Source organism: Microbacterium resistens, assembly GCF_021172025.1.
Lineage (GTDB): Bacteria > Actinomycetota > Actinomycetes > Actinomycetales > Microbacteriaceae > Microbacterium > Microbacterium resistens.
This window is the reverse complement of record NZ_CP082781.1, coordinates 2,432,950-2,452,078: the sequence shown is the minus strand read 5'-3', so window position 1 is coordinate 2,452,078 and position 19,129 is coordinate 2,432,950. Positions and strand designations below refer to the sequence as shown.

Annotated in this window: 12 protein-coding genes; 5 read left to right on the top strand and 7 right to left on the bottom strand. The window is 71.3% G+C overall.

What is annotated here, in order from left to right:
* Window positions 1–11: 11 nt before the first annotated feature.
* Window positions 12–3,254: an efflux RND transporter permease subunit gene (locus K8F61_RS11600; RefSeq protein WP_231819222.1), complete on the top strand. Its 3,243-nt coding sequence runs from the start codon at window positions 12–14 to the stop codon at window positions 3,252–3,254.
* A gap of 179 nt (window positions 3,255–3,433) precedes the next feature.
* Here K8F61_RS11600 and K8F61_RS11595 read toward each other — a convergent pair whose 3' ends face one another.
* A complete protein-coding gene (locus K8F61_RS11595; protein ID WP_231819221.1) occupies window positions 3,434–4,336 on the bottom strand; it encodes an aldose 1-epimerase family protein in 903 nt (300 codons plus the stop codon).
* 326 nt (window positions 4,337–4,662) lie between these two features.
* On the opposite strand from K8F61_RS11595, the gene K8F61_RS11590 reads away from it, so the two are divergent.
* Window positions 4,663–6,564: a DEAD/DEAH box helicase gene (locus K8F61_RS11590; protein WP_231819220.1), complete on the top strand. Its 1,902-nt coding sequence runs from the start codon at window positions 4,663–4,665 to the stop codon at window positions 6,562–6,564.
* Here the strand turns inward: K8F61_RS11590 and K8F61_RS11585 are convergent.
* Together K8F61_RS11585 and K8F61_RS11580 are read right to left on the bottom strand one after the other, a co-directional pair.
* Window positions 6,554–7,012, bottom strand: coding sequence for an ASCH domain-containing protein (locus tag K8F61_RS11585; protein ID WP_231819219.1), 459 nt, complete (start codon window positions 7,010–7,012; stop codon window positions 6,554–6,556). The genes K8F61_RS11590 and K8F61_RS11585 overlap by 11 nt on opposite strands.
* Before the next feature lie 50 nt (window positions 7,013–7,062).
* Window positions 7,063–9,174: an intein-containing Rv2578c family radical SAM protein gene (locus K8F61_RS11580; protein WP_231819218.1), complete on the bottom strand. Its 2,112-nt coding sequence runs from the start codon at window positions 9,172–9,174 to the stop codon at window positions 7,063–7,065.
* A 97-nt stretch (window positions 9,175–9,271) separates the two neighbouring features.
* Between K8F61_RS11580 and K8F61_RS11575 the strand changes: the two genes are divergently transcribed.
* Together K8F61_RS11575 and K8F61_RS11570 are read left to right on the top strand one after the other, a co-directional pair.
* Entirely contained in the window at window positions 9,272–10,237 is a 966-nt protein-coding gene (locus tag K8F61_RS11575; protein WP_231819217.1) for a M15 family metallopeptidase, read from the top strand.
* 190 nt (window positions 10,238–10,427) lie between these two features.
* Window positions 10,428–11,591 (top strand): acyl-CoA dehydrogenase family protein, encoded by a 1,164-nt coding sequence (locus tag K8F61_RS11570; protein ID WP_219087031.1) that lies wholly within the window; start codon window positions 10,428–10,430, stop codon window positions 11,589–11,591.
* Between the two features lie 133 nt (window positions 11,592–11,724).
* Here the strand turns inward: K8F61_RS11570 and K8F61_RS11565 are convergent, their stop codons facing one another.
* From K8F61_RS11565 to K8F61_RS11550, 4 genes are all read right to left on the bottom strand, one after another.
* Window positions 11,725–12,600: a siderophore-interacting protein gene (locus K8F61_RS11565; RefSeq protein WP_067248113.1), complete on the bottom strand. Its 876-nt coding sequence runs from the start codon at window positions 12,598–12,600 to the stop codon at window positions 11,725–11,727.
* A 19-nt stretch (window positions 12,601–12,619) separates the two neighbouring features.
* Window positions 12,620–13,477: an energy-coupling factor transporter transmembrane component T family protein gene (locus tag K8F61_RS11560; protein WP_231819216.1), complete on the bottom strand. Its 858-nt coding sequence runs from the start codon at window positions 13,475–13,477 to the stop codon at window positions 12,620–12,622.
* Complete coding sequence (locus tag K8F61_RS11555; RefSeq protein WP_231819215.1) at window positions 13,474–15,276, bottom strand: ABC transporter ATP-binding protein; 1,803 nt, start codon at window positions 15,274–15,276, stop codon at window positions 13,474–13,476. Before K8F61_RS11555 ends, K8F61_RS11560 begins: the two co-directional genes overlap by 4 nt.
* 128 nt (window positions 15,277–15,404) lie before the next feature.
* Complete coding sequence (locus K8F61_RS11550) at window positions 15,405–15,947, bottom strand: ECF transporter S component (protein ID WP_231819214.1); 543 nt, start codon at window positions 15,945–15,947, stop codon at window positions 15,405–15,407.
* A gap of 147 nt (window positions 15,948–16,094) precedes the next feature.
* On the opposite strand from K8F61_RS11550, the gene K8F61_RS11545 reads away from it, so the two are divergent.
* Window positions 16,095–19,124 (top strand): S8 family serine peptidase, encoded by a 3,030-nt coding sequence (locus K8F61_RS11545; RefSeq protein ID WP_231819213.1) that lies wholly within the window; start codon window positions 16,095–16,097, stop codon window positions 19,122–19,124.
* Window positions 19,125–19,129: the final 5 nt, after the last annotated feature.

Below are 19,129 nucleotides of genomic sequence, written 5' to 3'. Positions count from 1 at the left end.
AGAGAGCATCCGTGTCCAAGCTCGCCGTCCTCAGTCTCCGCAACCGCGCGCTCATCGCGCTCATCACCATCGTCGCCGCCGTCTTCGGCGGGATCTCCCTGACCACGTTGAAGCAGGAGCTCATCCCGTCCATCGAGTTCCCGCAGCTCGCGATCGTCGCGCAGTACCCCGGCGCCTCTCCGGAGGTCGTCGAGAACGACCTGTCGACGCCGATCGAGACGGCCATCCAGGGCGTGCCCGGACTGGATTCGTCGACCGCGACGAGCACCGCCAACGCCTCGATCATCCAGGCCTCGTTCGCGTACGGCACGGACCTCGCGACCGCCGAGCAGAAGATCACGCAGGCCATCGGCCGGATCAAGGCGCAGCTGCCCGAGGACGTCGATCCGCAGGTGATCGCCGCGAGCATCGACGACTTCCCCGTCATCCAGCTCGCCGTGACCGGTTTCGACGACGCCGACGCCGCGCAGCAGCGGATCACCGACACGGTCATCCCGAAGATCGAGGACCTGGACGGGGTCAACGCCGCGTCGCTCGTCGGCGGTCAGGGCAAGCGCATCACGATCACGCCGGATCAGCCGGCGCTGGCCCAGGCCGGGACGACGCCGCAGGCGATCCGGGACGCGCTCGAGCAGAACGGCGTGCTCTTCCCCGGTGGCTCCATCACGCAGGGCGACGAGACGCTCACCGTGCAGACGGGGGACAAGCTCACCTCCGTCGAGCAGCTCCAGGCGCTGCCGCTGGTCGGGACGACCACGACTCTCGGCGCGGTGGCGAGCGTCGAGCTCGCGGACGACCCGGTCACGTCGATCTCGCGGGTGGACGGGGAGCCGGCACTGACGATCGCCGTCACCAAGCTCCCCTCCGCGAACACGGTCGACGTCTCGCGCGCCGTGACGGAGCTGCTCCCGAGCCTCGCGGACGACCTGGACGGCGCGACGTTCACGACCGTCTTCGACCAGGCGCCGTACATCCAGCAGTCGATCGAGTCGCTCGCGCAGGAGGGTCTGCTCGGCCTGGTCTTCGCGGTGGTCGTGATCCTCGTGTTCCTGCTGTCGGTGCGCTCGACGCTCGTCACCGCGATCTCGATCCCGACCAGCGTGCTCATCACCTTCATCGGGATCCAGGCCTTCGGCTACTCCCTCAACATCCTCACGCTCGGCGCGCTCACCATCGCGATCGGGCGGGTCGTGGACGACTCCATCGTCGTGATCGAGAACATCAAACGCCACTACGTGGGCGACGCCGACAAGAAGGCGTCCATCCTCCTCGCCGTGCGCGAGGTCGCGATGGCGATCACCGCGTCCACCCTGACCACCGTGGCTGTGTTCCTGCCGATCGCGTTCGTGGGCGACATGACCGGCGAGCTGTTCCGTCCGTTCGCGCTCACCGTCACCATCGCGATGTCCGCGTCCCTGTTCGTCGCGCTGACGATCGTGCCCGTGCTGGCGTACTGGTTCCTGCGACCGGGCAAGCCGCTGCTCGACGCGGACGGCCGGGCGATCGATCCGGAGCACCCGGACGCGCCGCCCTCGCGGCTGCAGAAGTCGTACATTCCGATCCTGGCATGGACGCTCCGCCACTCCTGGGCGACCCTGGGCCTCGCCGTCGTCGTGCTGGTCGGGACGATCGCCGCCGCGCCGCTGATGAAGGTGAACTTCCTCGGCGACTCCGGGCAGAACACGTTCACGATGACGCAGTCGCTCGGGGAGGCGCCGAGTCTGGAGGCGGAGGACGCCGCCGCGCAGAAGGTGGAGGAGGCGCTGAAGGACGTCCCCGGGATCGAGACCGTGCAGGTCTCGATCGGCTCCAGCGGCTCGGCGCTGCGCGACGCGTTCTCCGGGGGAGGGTCGGGCGTCACGTACTCCATCACGACCGATGCCGACGCCGACCAGGAGACGGTCCGCGCCGACGTCCAGGAAGCGGTGAAGGACCTGGCGGACGTCGGCGAGATCACGGTCGCCGCCGGCGGAGGTGGCTTCGCGTCCTCGGACGTGGAGATCGACGTGTCCGCGCCGGACTCCGAGACGCTCGCGACGGCGACCGACGCCCTCGTCGCCGAGCTTACCGATGCGGACGGCGTGCGTCAGGTCTCGAGCAACCTGTCCGCGTCCCTGCCGTTCGTGGCCGTGCAGGTCGATCGGGCCGCGGCGGCGACGTACGGTCTGAGCGAGGTCGCGGTCGGCGGGATGGTCTCCCAGGCGATGCGCCCGCAGCAGGTCGGCACGGTCGAGATCGACGGATCGTCGCTGACGGTCTACCTGCAGTCGGCGAACCCGCCTGCGACGATCGACGAGCTCAAGGCCCTCGCCGTGCCGACGCCGTTCGGCATGCTGCGCCTGGACCAGATCGCTGCGGTGCAGGAGAGCGAGAGCCCCGCGTCGATCACCACCCAGCGCGGGCAGCGCACGGCGACCATCACCGTCACCCCCGAGGGCGACGACCTGAACGCCGCGTCCGCGACCGTGACCGCCGCGATCGACGACGCGAAGCTGCCTTCCGGCGCAGACGCGAAGCTGGGCGGGGTGCTCACTCAGCAGCAGGACGCGTTCGTCCAGCTGGGGATCGCGATGCTCGCGGCGATCCTCATCGTGTACATCGTCATGGTGGCGACGTTCCGCTCGCTCCGTCAGCCGCTGCTGCTGCTGGTGTCGGTGCCGTTCGCTGCGACCGGGGCGATCCTGCTGCAGATCGTGACGGGCGTCCCCCTCGGTGTGGCGTCGCTGATCGGCGTGCTGATGCTCATCGGCATCGTCGTGACGAACGCGATCGTGCTCGTGGACCTTGTGAACCAGTACCGCGAGAAGGGGATGAGCGCCCACGACGCGACGATCGCGGGGGGATCGCGGCGACTGCGCCCGATCCTCATGACCGCGCTCGCGACGATCTTCGCGCTGACCCCGATGGCACTCGGGATCACCGGCCACGGCGGGTTCATCTCCCAGCCGCTCGCGATCGTGGTGATCGGCGGACTCGTGTCCTCGACCGTGCTGACCCTGCTCGTCCTCCCGACCCTCTACAACCTCGTGGAGGGCGCGAGGGAGCGCCGCCGGGCGCGCCGCGGCGACGCCCCGGACGGACGCGGCGCGGGCGGCGACGGCGCAGAGGGCGCGGTCGCGGGTGCGCGCGCCGCGGGCGGTGACGCTCCGCACGCAGGCGGCACGGGCGGTTCAGCCGAAGGAGGCTCGGCTCCGGTGCTCACGCGGCGAGAGCTCCGCGAGCGCGGTCTCCCCGCCGCCAACGATCTCGACTGACCCCCACGGCGGCGAGCCCCACCGGCCCCTTCCTGTCGCCGACCGCCGCCCCCGCCCGCCTCGCCCTCTCCGACCCGCCAGCACCTCATCGAGTGGTCAGTTTCTGTGGGTTGAACGGCCCTGAACCCACAAAAACTGACCACTCGACGGGCGGGGAGGGCGCGGAGGGGAGCGAGCGGTCAGGACGTGAGGGCGATGCCCCACTCCAGCGTCCAGGTCTCGTCGGGGGCGAGGCGGCGCAGCCCCCGGCCGGAGTTGAACGCCTCGGCGGGAGCTGTCATCGGCTCGATCGCGACGGCGAGGTCCTGGCCCGGATAGCGATCGGTCGTGAACGCCTGGACGAAGTCGAATCCCTCGCCCTGCCAGAGCGTCACCCGGCGGCCGTCGGGCGCCTCGAGCGTGCTGCGGGCCCGGCCGTCGGCGTCTCGGCGCAGCGCGGCGAACCCGGTGTCGAGCGTGACGTCGCCGAGCCGCTGGCCCTGTCGCAGATCCGTGCCGTCGGTCACCGGCGACTCGCCGATCGGCAGCAGTCGCTCGTCGGTCTCGAAGTACGTCTCCGCCGGGATCCGCAGGACGAGGGATCGCGGATCGGCGACCCCGATGGTGACGAACGGATGCGTGCCCAGCGCGACGGGCGCGTCCGCGGCGGAACGGTTCGTCAGCGCGTGGGTCGCGGTGATCCCGTCCTCGGCAAGGACGTACTCCACGGATGTCTCGACCAGGTACGGGTATCCCGTCTGCGGCACGATCGTCGCTCGGAGCAGGGCGCGGGCGTCATCCTGTTCGGCCACCTCGTACGCCGCGAAGCGCAGGAGACCGTGGCTGGCGTTGCGCAGCTTCGGCTCGGTGATCGCCAGCGCTCGCGTGACCTCCCCGTCCTGCCAGACGCCGTCGCGGATCCGGTTGGGCCACGGGGCCAGGACCACGCCGGAGCACAGCGGCGTCGGCTCGTCGTCCGGATAGGGCGGGACGACGGTCGTCCCGCCGACCGTCAGGTGCCGCAGCGAGGCGCCGACCTGTGCGACCCGCGCCGTCACGTCGCCACGGCGAAGGTCGATCTGCAAGCCGGTGGGAGAGGTCATCCCGTCATCGTACGACCGCGCTCCCCTGGTGCACGCGGCCCGGTCAGATCGAGGCGTCGCCGGCACCGCCAGCGGCCGCTCAGGTCCGACGGGTAGACTGGGGCGGTCGGCTTCGGGCACCCGCTCACCCTCGTACGTCGAGGCGCGGGGATCGTTGTTCCTGAAGTGTGAGCCCAGGGGCCGATGGTGAGCGTCGTCGAAGAGATGCGGCGCCATGACCACCATCACAGGAATGGCCCCCGGCCGACGACAGCCCGGGTGAACCGCGGTCGCGCCACGAGCGCGCCGGCGGTGCTGTTCTCGTGCGAGAACCAGAAGGACACCCCATGCCCAAGAACCACAAGCCCAAGGGCGGACGCCCGTCGCGCAACTTCGAGCCGCGCTACGCCAAGAAGACGAGCTTCCACGACCGGCATCGCCAGGGTCGCCCGGCGACCGGGCGCGACGATCGTCGCGCGGACGCGTACGCCGCCGACCGTCCGGACCGGGACGAGCGGTACACGCGGACCGAGCGGACCGAGCGGACGCCTTCCGCGCGCGCCGGGAGCCGGTCGCCGAAGCATCGCGGCTACCGCGCTGCGGAGGAGAACAGCGCCTCGGCGCCGAAGCGGCGGTGGACGGCACAGGAGAAGAGCGGACGCGACGAGGCGCGCACGATCCGCAACCGCGCGGAGTCGGGACGCATCGACGCCCCGCACCGCAGGGGCGACCGTGACCGATTCGACGAGCGTCCGCGTCGGGACGAGCGCCCGCGTCGGGATGAGCGTCCGCGGTTCGAGCGGGATGAGCGTCCGCGTCGGGATGAGCGTCCGCGTCGGGATGAGCGTCCGCGTCGGGATGAGCGTCCGCGTCGGGATGAGCGTCCGCGCGCAGCGGGCGGCGCTCGTCGGCCGTCCCGGGAGACCCGACCGAGCCGCGATGACTGGACCCGCACACCCGCGTCCGCCGCGGCCGTGCCGATCGAGGACGTCGTCCACGAGCGGCTCCAGGCGCAGGCGGTCGTGGCGGCCGAGGTCGACGGCGTCAGCTTCGCCGATCTCGGTCTCGGCTCCAACATCACCGAGATCCTGACCGGCATGGGCGCCGAGACGCCGTTCCCCATCCAGGCGGCCACCATCCCGGCCATTCTGGACGGGCGCGACGTGCTCGGACGCGGACGCACCGGATCCGGCAAGACGATCGCCTTCGGGGCGCCGCTCGTGGAGAGCATCCTGCTGTCCCAGAAGGGCAAGCGCCGTGAGTTCGGCCGCGCGCCGCGGGCGATCATCCTCGCCCCCACGCGCGAGCTGGCGCTGCAGATCGACCGCACGGTGCAGCCGATCGCTCGCAGCGTGGGACTGTTCACGACCCAGATCTACGGCGGCGTGCCCCAGGCGCGACAGGTCGGTGCGCTGAAGAAGGGCGTCGACATCGTGATCGGCACCCCGGGGCGCATCGAGGACCTCATCGAACAGGGCAAGCTCGACCTCTCCGAGGTGCGCATCGCGGTGCTGGACGAGGCGGACCACATGTGCGAGCTGGGATTCGTCGAGCCCGTGCAGCGGATCCTGCGCAAGACCGGGACGGCGCTTCCCGGGGACCAGCGCAGCCAGAAGCTGCTGTTCTCCGCGACGCTCGACCGTGAGGTCGCGGCGCTGGTCGACGAGTTCCTCGTGGACCCGGCCGTGTACGAGGTCGCCGGGGAGAGCCAGGAGACCAGCACCATCGAGCACCGCGTCCTCGTCATCGAGCACCGCGACAAGGCGGAGGTGCTCTCGTCGCTGGTCGACCGCGACGGCCAGACCCTCGTCTTCGCCCGGACCCGGGCGTACGCGGAGATGCTCGCCGAGCAGTTCGAGGACGCCGGCATCCCCGCCGTCTCGCTCCATGGCGACCTCAACCAGGCGAAGCGCACGCGCAATCTGCAGAAGCTCACGTCCGGCCGGGTCCAGGTGCTCGTGGCGACGGACGTCGCCGCCCGCGGAATCCACGTCGACGACATCGACCTCGTCGTCCAGGCGGACGCCCCCGACGAGTACAAGACCTACCTGCACCGGGCGGGGCGCACGGGGCGTGCCGGGCGCGAGGGTCGGGTCGTGACGCTGATCACGCGTCAGCGTCGGCGCCGGATGGGCGAGCTGCTGCAGCGCGCCGAGATCGATGCGCCGTTCCAGGAGGCGCGTCCCGGCGACGACGTGATCGAGGAGATCGCGGGGCGGATGCCGTCCGACTCCGACCTCACCCGCTGACCGGGGACGGGCCCGCCGGGACGATCGCTCCGGCGGGCTCGAAACCGAACCGCACCAGCACCGCCATCGTGTCGTCGTCGATGCGGAACTCCGGGTCCCCGATGAACGCGCGGTACTGCTCGCCGTGCCAGAACCCCTCGTGGGCCGTGCGCCACTCCGCGACCGTGGTGTAGCCCTCGCCCTCCCCGATCGCATGCTCCAGGTCGATGTCGGCGATCCGGGCGACGCGCACCTCCTCGATCGTCTCGATCCCCACGTGCCTGCCCTCGGAGTCGATCACCGAGAAGCGCTCGCCGACGGTCGGCATCGTCTCGACGCCGACCTCGATCTCGCGGACCAGGAACGTCGTGGTCGTCTTGTCACCGGCGAGGATCGCGCCGACCAGGAGATCGCGCAGCGGTCCGGGGAAGGCGTACTCCGACAGCGGCAGGTCTTCGTGGGAAGCCATTCCGCCAGCTTACGGGCGCCCTTCCGCGGCGACGATGCTCCCGGCACGGCTCAGAACAGCATCGGCGCCGCCGGGGTCGCGGGTTTCGGCGGTGTGGTCGTCGACGCGTCGTGTCTCGGCGGCTCGGCGAAGGAACGGCGCCGGGGGCGGTCGTCGCTGTGCTGCGCCGTCAGCCCGTGCACACGGACCAGCGGTCGCACCCGCTTCGCCAGCCACTGCCGGTAGGCCTTGGGCGCCTCCGCGGCCATTCCCGGGTACAGCGCGCGGTAGGAGGAGAGCAGATCGGGACGATGCTGCGACAGCCACTGGAAGAACCAGGGCTTCACGCCGGGGCGCAGATGCAGCGCGCCGTGGATCACGTGGTCGGCACCCGCGGCGGCGATGCGCCTGAGGGCGTCGTCGATCGCGGCGACGGAGTCGGTCAGGTGCGGCATGATGGGCATGAGGAACACGCCCACTCGGAACCCGGCGTCCGACAGCGCCCGCACCGTGTCCAGGCGCGCCTGCGTCGTGGGAGCGCCCGGCTCGATCGCCCGACGCAACCCCTCGTCGAACATCGCGATCGACATCTGCACGTCGACCGGCACGTCCGCGGACGCACGGACGAGCTCGGGGATGTCCCGGCGGATCAACGTGCCCTTGGTCAGCACCGAGAACGGCGTCCCGGACTCCGCCAGCGTGCGCAGGATCCCGGGCATCAGGCGGTACCGGCCCTCGGCGCGCTGGTACGGGTCGGTGTTGGTGCCGAGAGCCACGGTCTCGTGCTGCCACGACCCGCGTCGCAGCTCCCGCTCCAGCACCTCGGCGACGTTCACCTTCACCACGATCTGGGTGTCGAAGTCCCGCCCCGCGTCCAGATCCAGATAGGTGTGCGTCCCCCGGGCGAAGCAATTGTGACTGATCACACCGTTGGCGATGAAGTCGCCTGTTCCCGTCGTGATGTCGACGAGGTCGCGTTCACCGGGCAGCGGATCAATGCTGACGACCCGAAGGTCAGCCGCTGTCTTCACCGCCAGGCCCTCGACACTGAGCTTGCGCGTGATCGCGGGCCTGGTCTCCGCGAAGAACGCCATGCGCGTGGGAAGGCCGCCCGTCAGCCGTACGCTTCGGACGCCGTTGGGCCGTGGCGGTTCCAGAACGTGGGGAAGCTCGAGACACCTGAGTGATGAACACACCATCTCGAGCAGGCGCGGATCAGTGTTGGAGATTCGCAGCACTCCTCGTGAACAACTGCCTTCGGCATCGAAGATTCCAGCCAGGTATCCGATTCGCCAGGTCCTCGACGGCGACTCGGGAAAGCGGATGATTTCCTCGATCCGGGCCACCTGTGCCACGGCTCCGGAGTGGATCGCTGTCATCGCGGCCCTTGTCGGTGTCGCCACCGAGAAGGGGCGAGTCCTCGTCGGCACCGACTCGGCCTCCAGATACCGTCGGGTTCGCTCAAGGGCTTCCTCATCCTTGAGCGCCAGTCGGAAGAGATTGATTCGGCGAGTGCGTCGTTCCCCGGGGTAGACACCATGGAAGATCATCCCGTCGCCGTGGATCATCCCGCTGAGGTAGCCGAGGCGGTAGTCGCGGTCGTCGTCGATGGCATGCTCCGTGGCCACGGCTTCGCGCAGACCGCCGATTCCGAACCCGAGGAGCCGATTGCTCAGAGTCAAGTGCGGACGCTGTCCCCGCTCGGCATCCGCGACGTGCTTCCACCCGCGGTCGGTGAGAAAACGGTGGTCGCCGCTGGCTTCGAGTTCGGTTCCATCGGCGAGCGTCACGCGATAGGCCTTCTTGCGGGTATGCCACTTCGCCTTGATCCGTGTCCTGGTGTATCGCCGGTAGGAGCCCTCGATCCGGGTGCCGATGATCTCGTCCCCGACGGAGAGGTCGCTCAACCGACGCTGCGTACCGTCCGCGCACAGAATGAGTGTGCGTGGATCGACGCAATAGACGCATGCGTGACTGCAGCCTCGGTACGGGTTGATCGTCCAGGAGAACGGCATCTTGGAGGGGCCGGGCACGTGGTTGAGCGCCGACTTCGCCAGCACCTCGTGGAACGTCATCCCGTCGAACTCGGGCGTCGTCACGCTGCGCAGGAACCCGGATCGGTTCTCGAACCCGGGCAGGGCCGTCTCGTCCGTGTCGTCGATCCGTTGTCCCTGCCAGCGCATGCCCTCATTCGAACATAAGAACGAAACTGAGTCAAGAAGTCGTCGTGATCATCTTCGATCTCGGCGAGATCGCAGGCAGCCGTACCAGAATGGGGGCGTGACCTCCCCGCACCGACCCGTGGCTCGCCATGCCCTGGCGGGCTCGGCGAAGCTGCGCGTCTTCGTCCCGCTGGGCCTCGCGGTGACCGTGCTCGGCGTCATCTGGTCGCTGGCCGACGGATCCGCGGCGGGCGCGCGGCCGGAGGCCTCGGTCGCCGCGGTCGCGTCGATGGATCCGCCGAGACCGGCCGTCGTCGAGGAGCTCCCGGCGGTGCAGTTCACGGTGGTGGCGCCGGCAGATCCGTGTGCGGATCCGGCGGTGCAGCAGGCGCTGGCCGCGGGCGACGACGACACGGCGGTCGCCGCGTTCGGCGGCGGAGCGGCCTTCCGCGCCGCCGTCGTGAGCGGTGCGGCCCCGTGCATCGACCTGTCCGATCCGGCTCGGCTGTGGGTCGTCGTCAACAAGACCCGCCCGCTGAACCCGGTGCAGTACGCCCCGTCGACCCTGAGCGAGCCGGCCCTGATCGGGGACGACCTCGCCGGGCCGCTGCGCGCGGACGTGACGACCGCTCTGGACGCGATGTCCGCCGCGTCCCAGGAGGCGGGCGTCGGCGCCCTCGGGCTCGGCAGCGGCTACCGGTCGTACGACATGCAGGTCGCCACGTATTCGGGTCAGGTCCAGATGTACGGCCAGAACGACGCGGACGCGCTCTCGGCGCGCCCCGGCTTCAGCGAGCATCAGACAGGGCTCGCCGCCGACGTCGAGGAGTGCATCTGGGGCGAGTGCACCGGGATCAACGGCTTCGGGGAGACCGCAGCGGGGGCCTGGGTCGCGGAGCACAGCTGGGAACACGGCTTCATCGTGCGCTACATCGAGGGCCAGACCTACGCGACCGGCTACGCCCCCGAGCCGTGGCACCTCCGGTACGTCGGACCGCAGATCGCGCGGGCGTACCACGAGGCCGGATACACCTCGCTGGAGGAGTTCTTCGGCCTCCCCCCGGCTCCCGACTACGTCGGCTGAGGCGGTCGGCGCCCGGCGCCGCCCGCGCCCGTCGCCGGTGCGCGACGGCGCGTCTGGCGGCTTCCCACAACCGCGATACCCAGTGTCACATTTCGCGGAACGCATTCCCACAATGTGCTCCGTCCGGACCGTGCCTCCCGCTTAGAATCACGGGAGCAACGACGCACCGGATCGACTTGGAGGAGCGCGCATGGAACGCGACATCTACGACGACGACCACGAGGCCTTCCGCGACCTCGTCAAGGACTTCGTGAAGCGCCACGTCTCGAACGAGACCATCGAGAAGTGGGAGGCCGACGGGGAGATCGATCGCGCCACCATGCTCGCCGCCGGCGAGGCCGGCATCCTGGGGCTCTCGGTGCCCGAGGAGTTCGGCGGAGCCGGGATGCTGCAGGACTACCGCTTCCGCGCCATCGTGAACGAGGAGGTCATCGGGGCGGGGGCCGGTTCGCTCGCCGGAGCCCTCGGCATCCAGGACGACCTCGCGGTGCCGTACCTCGTGCACATGGGCACACAGGAGCAGAAGGAGAAGTGGCTGCCCCGGATGGCGACCGGCGAGGTCCTCGGCGCCTTGGCCATGACCGACCCCGGTGCGGGCAGCGACCTGCGCGGGATCAAGACCAACGCCAAGAAGGTCGACGGCGGCTACATCCTCAACGGCGCGAAGACCTTCATCTCCTCGGGCAAGACCGCGGACATCGTGGTGACGTTCGTGAAGACCGGCGAGGGCAATCGCCCCGACGCGTTCAGCCTGCTGATCGTCGAGAACGGCATGGAGGGCTTCGAGCACGGCAAGAAGCTCAGCAAGATGGGCTTCCACGGCTGGGACACGGCCGAGCTGTCGTTCACCGACGTCTTCGTCCCGGAGGAGAACCTCATCAGCGGCAAGGAGGGACAGGGGTTCATCCAGCTCATGATGAACCTGCCGCTGGAACGCCTCTCCATCGCCGTCTCCGCGGCCGCCGCCGCGCAGGCCGCGCTGACCTGGACGGTCGACTACACCCGCGACCGCGAAGCCTTCGGCGAGCGGATCATCGACTTCCAGAACACCCGGTTCAAGATCGCGGACATGGCGACCGCGGTCGACGCGCTGTGGGCGTACGTCGACCGGGGGCTGAAGCTCTACGCGGCGGAGAGGCTCAGCGCGGAGGAGGCCGCTCAGCTCAAGTTCTGGGCGACCGAGCGCGAGTGGGAGGTGCTCGACACGGGCGTGCAGCTCCACGGCGGCTACGGCTACATCACCGAGTACCCCATCGCGAAGGCGTTCCTCGACGCGCGCGTCCACCGCATCTACGGCGGCACGAACGAGATCATGCGCGAGCTGGTCGGACGCCAGATCGCCGGCAAGCGCTGACGGCCGGGCGATATCGCCGACGAAGCGCCCTCGGATCCGCGGATCCGAGGGCGCTTCGGCGTCGCGCTGACCGCTGCCCGCCCGGACGGCCGAGACCGCCGACTCGGCACCGGTCGGGGGGGCGTCGGACCGGTCAGGCGAGCGGCTCGGCCGCCGCCTCGCGGGCGGCCTTCGACGAGGGAGAGGCGGCGCCGATCCGCCAGTAGCCGCAGAAGCTGACCTGGTGCTTGTCGACGCCCCTCTCCCCGACGAGCAGCTTGCGCACGCCCGACGCGAGTGACTGCTCCCCGGCGGCATAGGCGTGGAAGGGCTGGGGCGGGAGCTCACGCGCCCGCAGCCGTTCCAGGGCGGGCCGGCCGGGTGCCTCGTCGTGGCCGCGCACGATCCACTCCACCGTGACCCCGGGCGGATGCGGGAAGTCGAGGGCGTCCTCGGCGGAGGGGACCTCGATGAGCGCGACGCCGGCGGCCGTGTCGGGCAGGGAGGCGCAGATCGAGGCGATCGCCGGCAGCGCGGTCTCGTCGCCGACGAGCAGGACGCGTTCCTGACCGCGCTCGGGGTTGAACCACAGCCCCTCGTCGATGATGAGGACGTTCTCCCCGGGGGTGCAGGTCTCCGCCCACCGCGCGGCCGGGCCCGAGGTGCCGTCCGCCGCCGATCCGTGCAGCACGAAGTCGACGTCGAGCTCGGCGGGGCGGCCGGCCGTCGCGGGCCGGAACGCCCGCACGGTGTAGTTGCGCATCACGGGCCGCTCGCCGTCCGGGATCCGCAGGAACTTCAGGTATCCGAGCACGCTGTTCGCCTTCGCGGGCACGCGCGCCAGCCCCTCCTCGCCCCCGAGCGGCAGGAACAGGCGGAACCACTGGTCGTAGCCGAGGGGGCGGAACCGATCGATCCCTCCGCCGCCCAGCGTGACCCGCATCCAGTGCGGGGACAACCGTTCGGTCCGCAGCACGGTGAGCGGGATGAGGTCGGTCGAGGCGGGCTTGACCTGCTTGCTGTATGCCATGGCGTTCCTTTCGCGGCGCTCAGGGGAGCTGCCAGGGGAAGAAGACGGTGAAGATCACCGCCGAGGCGGCGATCATGAGGACGAGGAAGACGGCGTCCCGCGTCCGGAAGGGCACGAGGTGGCGCTCGGTGCGGGTGGGGTACGCCCCGAAGGCGCGCGCGTCCATCGCCAGGGCGACGCGTTCGGCGTGACGGATCGCTCCGGCCAGCAGGGGCACGATGTACCCCCACCCCCGGGCGATGCGGGCGAACGGACCCCGTCCGCCCCCGGCGCCGTACCCGCGCACCCGGTGGGCGGCGCGGATCACGGAGAGTTCCGTGCCGAACCGCGGGACGAAGCGGTAGGCGGCCAGCGCCGCGTAGCCGACGCGGTACGGGATGCGCAGCTGCTGGACCCCGGCGCGGACCAGGTCGGGACCGGTCGTGGTGAGGCCGCCGATCAGCGCGAGGGCGAGGATCGCGCCGAGGCGCAGGGCGGTGGCCGCGCCGATCTGCAGCGCGCCGGCGAACAGGGTCCACGGGCCCACGGTCAGCACGGCGGCGGTGTCGTCGACGAGGGACGCGTCGACCCAGACCGCGAACGTCGCGGCGAGCAGGAGCATCCCGACGGGCAGGCCCACGAGCAGCAGGAGGAGCGCGCGCCGCGTGAGCCGAGCCCCGGTCAGGATGAGGGCGTAGGCGAGGGCGAGGAACGCGGCCGGCGTCGCGAGGTCGCGGACGAACGCGAGCACGATCATGGCCGGCACCGCCGCGCCGAGCTTCGCGAGCGGGTTCAGGGCGTGCAGGAAGGCGCGGCGCGGCGCCGGCGCGGGCTCGGCGTACGGATCCGCGGACGACGGGGCGCGGGGGATCGCGACCGGCGCGGTGTCGGCGCTCATCCGGCGCCCTCCGTCGACGCGGTACCGGAGCGTCGAGTGGTCAGTTTCTGTGGGTTGAGCGCCGTCGAACCCGCAGAAACTGACCACTCGAGGAGGGGATGCAGCGCGGCGGGGACGGCGGCGAGGGCGGCGGGCAGGGCGAAGCCGCTCTCCGGGCCGGCCTGCAGGAGCTCCGCCGTGGTCCCGGCGGCTCGGACTCGACCGCCGTCCATGACGACCACGTGCGTGGCGTGCTCCGCGACGAGCGCGTGATCGTGCGTCACGAGCAGGATCGTCGTCCCCTCGTCGCGCAGCTCGTGCAGAAGGGCGAGCAGCTGCGCGGCCCGGGCCCGATCCTGACCGAAGGTGGGCTCGTCGAGCACGAGCACCCGGGGCCGGGTGATCAGGGCGGTGCCGACGGACAGGCGTCGCTTCTCTCCGCCGGAGAGGAGGAAGGGGTGCACCTGCGCCTTCCGCTCCAGCCCGAAGCGGGCGAGCATCGCGGTCACCCGCGCGCGGATCTCGTCGGCGGGGACCCGCCGCACCCGGAGCCCGTGTGCGAGCTCGTCGAACACGGACGCCGCGACGAACTGGTGCTCGGGGTTCTGGAAGACGAACCCGATCCGGTCGGTCAGGTCCCGGGGCGTCGCCGTCGCCGGGTCGAGGTCGGCGACCCGGATCCGCCCGCGCGGGGGCGGGACGACCCCGGCGATCGCCTGCACGAGCGTGGTCTTGCCCGATCCGTTGGGACCGACCACGGCGGTGATCGACCCGCTCGCGACGTCGAGGTCCACGCCGCGCAGCACGGGTGTGCGGCCGCGCACGACATCGAGTCCGCGCACCCGGATGAGCGCGTCCTCCTGCGCCCCCTGTCGAGTGGTCAGTTTCTGCGGGTTCCCCGCCTCGGAACCCACAGAAACTGACCACTCGACGGACGGGGAGGGGGACGGGGGCACGGACGGGGAGGGGGACGGGGGCACGGAGGGGGAAGGGGAGGAAGCGAGGGCCGTGCGCAGGTCGTCGGCCGTCAGGGGGAGCGGATCGAGGACGACGCCGCGGGCGCGCAGGCGCCGGGCGAGGAGCGTCGCCGTCGGGAGCCACACGCCCAGCTCGGCGAGCTCGTCCGCGTGCGCGCGCAGGATCTCCGCGGGCGGGCCGTCGAACACCGGGCGGCCCGACTGGTCCAGGACGATGACGCGCGTGGCGAGGTCGATGGCGGCGTCGAGGTCGTGCTCCACCAGGACGATCGCCCGGTCCCCGTCCGCGGCGAGATCGCGCAGGGCCGCGTAGACCTCCGCGGCGCCCGCGGGGTCCAGGTTGGCGGTCGGCTCGTCGAGCACGCAGATCGGCGACTGCATCGCGACCGCCGCCGCGATCGCGAGACGCTGGCGTCCTCCGCCGGACAGCCGGTCCGGGTTCTCGGCACGGCGCTCCCACAGCCCGAGGCGCCGCAGCGCGCGCTCGGATCGGCTGAGCACCTGGTCGACGGGGAGCCGCAGGTTCTCCAGCGCGAACGCGACCTCGTCGAGGACGGATCCGGTCACCAGCTGCGCGTCCGGGTCCTGGAAGACCATGGACACGCGCGTGCTGAGCACGGCGACCGGGGTCGTCGCGGTGTCGTGCCCGGCGATCTCGACCGTGCCGTCGACGGCGGCCGGGACGGAGTGCGGGATCAGGCCGTTGAGGGCCAGAGTGAACGTCGACTTGCCCGAACCGCTCGGGCCGAGCAGGAGGACGACCTCGCCGGGCCGGATGTCGGCGGTCAGGTCGTGCGGCGACGGGTCGTTCTCGCCCGCGTGGGTGAGGGAGAGCTCGCGCACGCGGATCAGGGGAGCGGACGACGGCACGGGTCACCTCGATCTTGCGGGTGATCCTAGGTTAGCCTGTCCTAATTTGATTCGCGAACAGCAGTCGGCGGAAAGCCCCGGACGGGCAGGCGGCGGACGGCTCAGCGCTGGGCGACGCCGGCGCGACGCAACGCCGTGCCGACGCCGAGACCCACCGCGGTCCAGGCGACCGGTCCGGCGACGGCGATCGTGAGGTAGGCGATCTGCGCCCACGGCATCATCGACCCGAGATCGACCGCGAAGAAGACGACCACCGCGATCACCCCGCCGATCACCACCGCGGAGATGAAGAAACGCCAGGGGCCCCACGCGCGGTACCGGGTGAGGGCGGCGACGCCCTCCTGGATCAGTCCGAACAGCAGCGCGGTGCCGAGGAACCGCGGGAACCACACCGGGTTGAACGCGCTCGCGACGAGCGCGGCGAGCACATGGGACAGCAGGGCCACGAGCGGGCGGCGCAGCACCTCCTGCGCCACGATCCCGGGGAGCACGTGCGAGCCCAGCACGAGTCCGTACGCCCAGGGCGCCAGCGGCAGCACCACGAGGGTCATCCAGCCGGCGATCCCCCCGACGAGGCCGGTGGCCACGCCGATCGCGGCGCAGACGAGCAGCACCCGGGTGGGGAGAGCGGATCGGGTGGGCACCCGTCCAGCGTACTGGCCCCGGTCGGGCGCCGGCGGTGAGGGCGACCGTGATATACCGGGCGCGGCCTCTGGCGTGTCCGGAGCCATCGCGCTACCTTGATCGGCGGTGCGGCGACGAGGCCGCGCCGGATGAGCATCGGAGAACCCATGGGCCGAACACCCCTCCGGTCGGCAGCCGCGGTCGTCACCCTGACCGCCCTGATCACCGGGACCTTCGCCACGGCAGCGCACGCGAGCGGAGAGGGGGTGACACCGCCCACACCCGTGACGGGCACACCCGGGCACTACATCGTCGTGATGAAGGACGCGCCCCTGGCCACGTACGAAGGCGACACCGCCGGCCTGCCGCGGACCAAGCCGGACCGCGGCCGACAGCTCGACGCGCACTCCGACAACTCGCGCAAGTACATCGCGCATCTCGAGGACGCGCAGCGCACCCTCGCCCAGCAGGTCGGCGCCGCCCCCGAGGCGCAGTACCGGATCACGCTCAACGGCTTCAGCGCGCAGCTCAGCGGCAGCCAGGTCGACGCGCTGCGCGCGTCGAAGGACGTCCTCGGCGTGTATCCGGACGAGATCCGGCACCCCGACGCGCAGTCCTCGACCGACTTCCTCGGCCTCGGGGACGACGCCACCGGCGCCGGCGGCGTCTGGGAGGCGACCGGCGGCGTCGGCACGGCGGGGGAGGGCGTGGTCGTCGGCGTCGTCGACACGGGGATCGCCCCGGAGAACCCGTCGTTCGCCGGGGAGAAGCTGCGCAAGCAGAAGCACAGCGGCTCCGAGCCGTACACGGACGGCACCTCGGTGATCTTCGACAAATCCGACGGCGGCCAGTTCCGCAGCACGATCGTGCAGGGCCAGGACTGGAACAAGCACGACTACTCGACGAAGCTCGTCGGCGCCCAGTACTTCTCCGCCGGTGCGGAGGCCGCGGGCTTCGACTTCCAGTACGACTACCTCTCCCCGCGCGACGGCGCCGGGCACGGATCGCACACCGCGAGCACCGCGGCGGGCAACTTCGGCGTCCCCGCCCAGGTGAACGGTGTCGACTTCGGCACCGTCTCCGGGGTCGCCCCGGCCGCGAAGGTCGCCGCGTACAAGGCCTGCTACGAGGGCCCGGACCCGGCCGTGACGGACGACGACATCTGCGCGCTCAGCGACCTCGTCGCCGCGATCGACCAGGCCGTCGCCGACGGCGTCGACGTCATCAACTACTCCATCGGCGGCGGATCCGCCCCGAGCGTGCTGGAGCCGGACGACATCGCGTTCCTGAACGCGGCGGCGGCCGGGGTCTTCGTGTCGGTCAGCGCCGGCAACAACGGGCCCGACCCGGTCACGGCCGACCACGCGTCGCCCTGGTACACCACCGTCGCCGCCTCGACCATCCCGACGTGGGAGGGCACGGTGCGGTTCGAGGGCTTCGAGGCGGCCGGCGCCACCGTCAGCGTGCCGTTCGGCACCGAGGTGACCGGGCCGTCCGTCTTCGCCGGGGACGCCGCTGCCGCCGACGGGGCGGCGCTGTGCCTGCCGGGAAGCCTCGACGCGGCGAAGGTGTCCGGACGCATCGTCGTCTGCGAGCGGGGCGAGAACGCCCGTGCGGAGAAGTCGCAGGTCGTGAAGGACGCCGGGGGCATGGGGATGATCCTCGTGAACGTCCCGGGCGGCGCCGACTCGCTCGACAACGACTTCCACGCCGTGCCGACCGTCCACCTGGCCGCGGCGCACCACGACGCCGTGCTCGCGTACGTGCGCGGCGGGGCGGATCGTCCCGTCACGCTGATCGGCGAGAACGTGACGGGCGTGGAGACCCCGGTGCCCCAGGTGGCGGGCTTCTCCAGCCGCGGCCCGATGAACGCCAACGGGGCGGACGTGATCAAGCCCGACGTCGCGGCGCCCGGCGTCGCGATCCTCGCGGCGACGAACAACGCGCGCAAGGCGGAGCCGACCTTCGGCATCCTCTCCGGGACGTCGATGGCGTCTCCGCACGTGGCCGGTCTCGGCGCGCTGTACCTGGGCGAGAGGCCCGACGCCGCGCCGGCGGAGATCAAGTCGGCGCTCATGACGACGGCCTACGACACCGTCGGCGCCGACGGGGAGCCCACGCCCGATCCGTTCGCCCAGGGCGCGGGACAGGTCGACCCGGGGAAATACTTCGACCCGGGACTGCTGTACCTCAACGGCCCGAGCGACTGGGCGGCGTACATCGAGGGCACGGGGCTGGCAGAGTTCGACGAGGTCGAGCCGATCGACGGCAGCGACCTCAACCTCGCCTCGATCGGGATCGGCACGCTGGCGGCGGAGCAGAGCGTCACGCGCACGGTCACCGCGACCGGCCCCGGCACGTACACGGCCTCCGTCGACCTCCCGGGCGTGGAGGTCTCGGTCGAGCCCTCGACGCTGACGTTCGGGGCGGCGGGCGAGACCGCGAGCTTCACGGTGACGTTCGACAACGACGACGCGCCCGTGGAGACGTGGGCGACCGGAGCGCTCACCTGGCGCAGCGACGAGCACGTCGTGCGCTCGCCGCTGGCCGTGTTCCCGGTGACGGCCGCGGCCCCGTCCGAGGTCACGGCCTCGGGGGCGGCGGGATCCGCCACCGTCGAGGTCACGCCGGGCATCGACGGCGAGCTGCCGCTGAACCTCGCCGGGCTGACGCCGTTCACGATGCTGGCCGATCCGGACAACCCGGTCGAGGGGCACTCCGGAAACGAGCAGTCGGGCGACGAGAACAAGGACGTCGCGTGGGTCATCGAGGTGCCCGAGGGCGCCCAGCTGTCCCGCTTCGACCTCGACTCGTCGGACGACGCCGGCAGCGACCTCGATCTGTCCGTCTACCACGTCGTGAGCCCGTCGGACCTGCGCTACTACCAGCGCTGGCAGTCGGCGACCGGTTCGGCGGACGAGCAGGTCACCATCCCGACGCCGACGGCCGGCACGTACGTCGTGGTCGCGAACATCTACTCGACGTCGGCTCCGATGACGTGGGACATGACCTACGCAACGGTGCTCGAGGGCGGCGAGGGATCGTTCACGGCCACGCCGAACCCGCTCGCGGCGACGCGGGGCGTGCCGACGTCGTACGACCTCTCCTGGACGGGGCTGGCGTCGAACCGCTACCTCGGCCTGGTGCAGTACGGCGACTCGGCCGTCCGCACGGTCGTCACGGTCGACGCGCGGTAACGGCG

Bases quoted from the DNA above. Each gene is read 5' to 3' on its own strand.
- K8F61_RS11595 (WP_231819221.1), bottom strand. From the start codon at position 4,336: ATGACCTCTCCCACCGGCTTGCAGATCGACCTTCGCCGTGGCGACGTG.
- K8F61_RS11585 (WP_231819219.1), bottom strand. From the start codon at position 7,012: ATGGCTTCCCACGAAGACCTGCCGCTGTCGGAGTACGCCTTCCCCGGA.
- K8F61_RS11565 (WP_067248113.1), bottom strand. From the start codon at position 12,600: ATGGCATACAGCAAGCAGGTCAAGCCCGCCTCGACCGACCTCATCCCG.
- K8F61_RS11560 (WP_231819216.1), bottom strand. From the start codon at position 13,477: ATGAGCGCCGACACCGCGCCGGTCGCGATCCCCCGCGCCCCGTCGTCC.
- K8F61_RS11545 (WP_231819213.1), top strand. From the start codon at position 16,095: ATGGGCCGAACACCCCTCCGGTCGGCAGCCGCGGTCGTCACCCTGACC.
- K8F61_RS11580 (WP_231819218.1), bottom strand. From the start codon at position 9,174: ATGCGCTGGCAGGGACAACGGATCGACGACACGGACGAGACGGCCCTG.
- K8F61_RS11570 (WP_219087031.1), top strand. From the start codon at position 10,428: ATGGAACGCGACATCTACGACGACGACCACGAGGCCTTCCGCGACCTC.
- K8F61_RS11590 (WP_231819220.1), top strand. From the start codon at position 4,663: ATGCCCAAGAACCACAAGCCCAAGGGCGGACGCCCGTCGCGCAACTTC.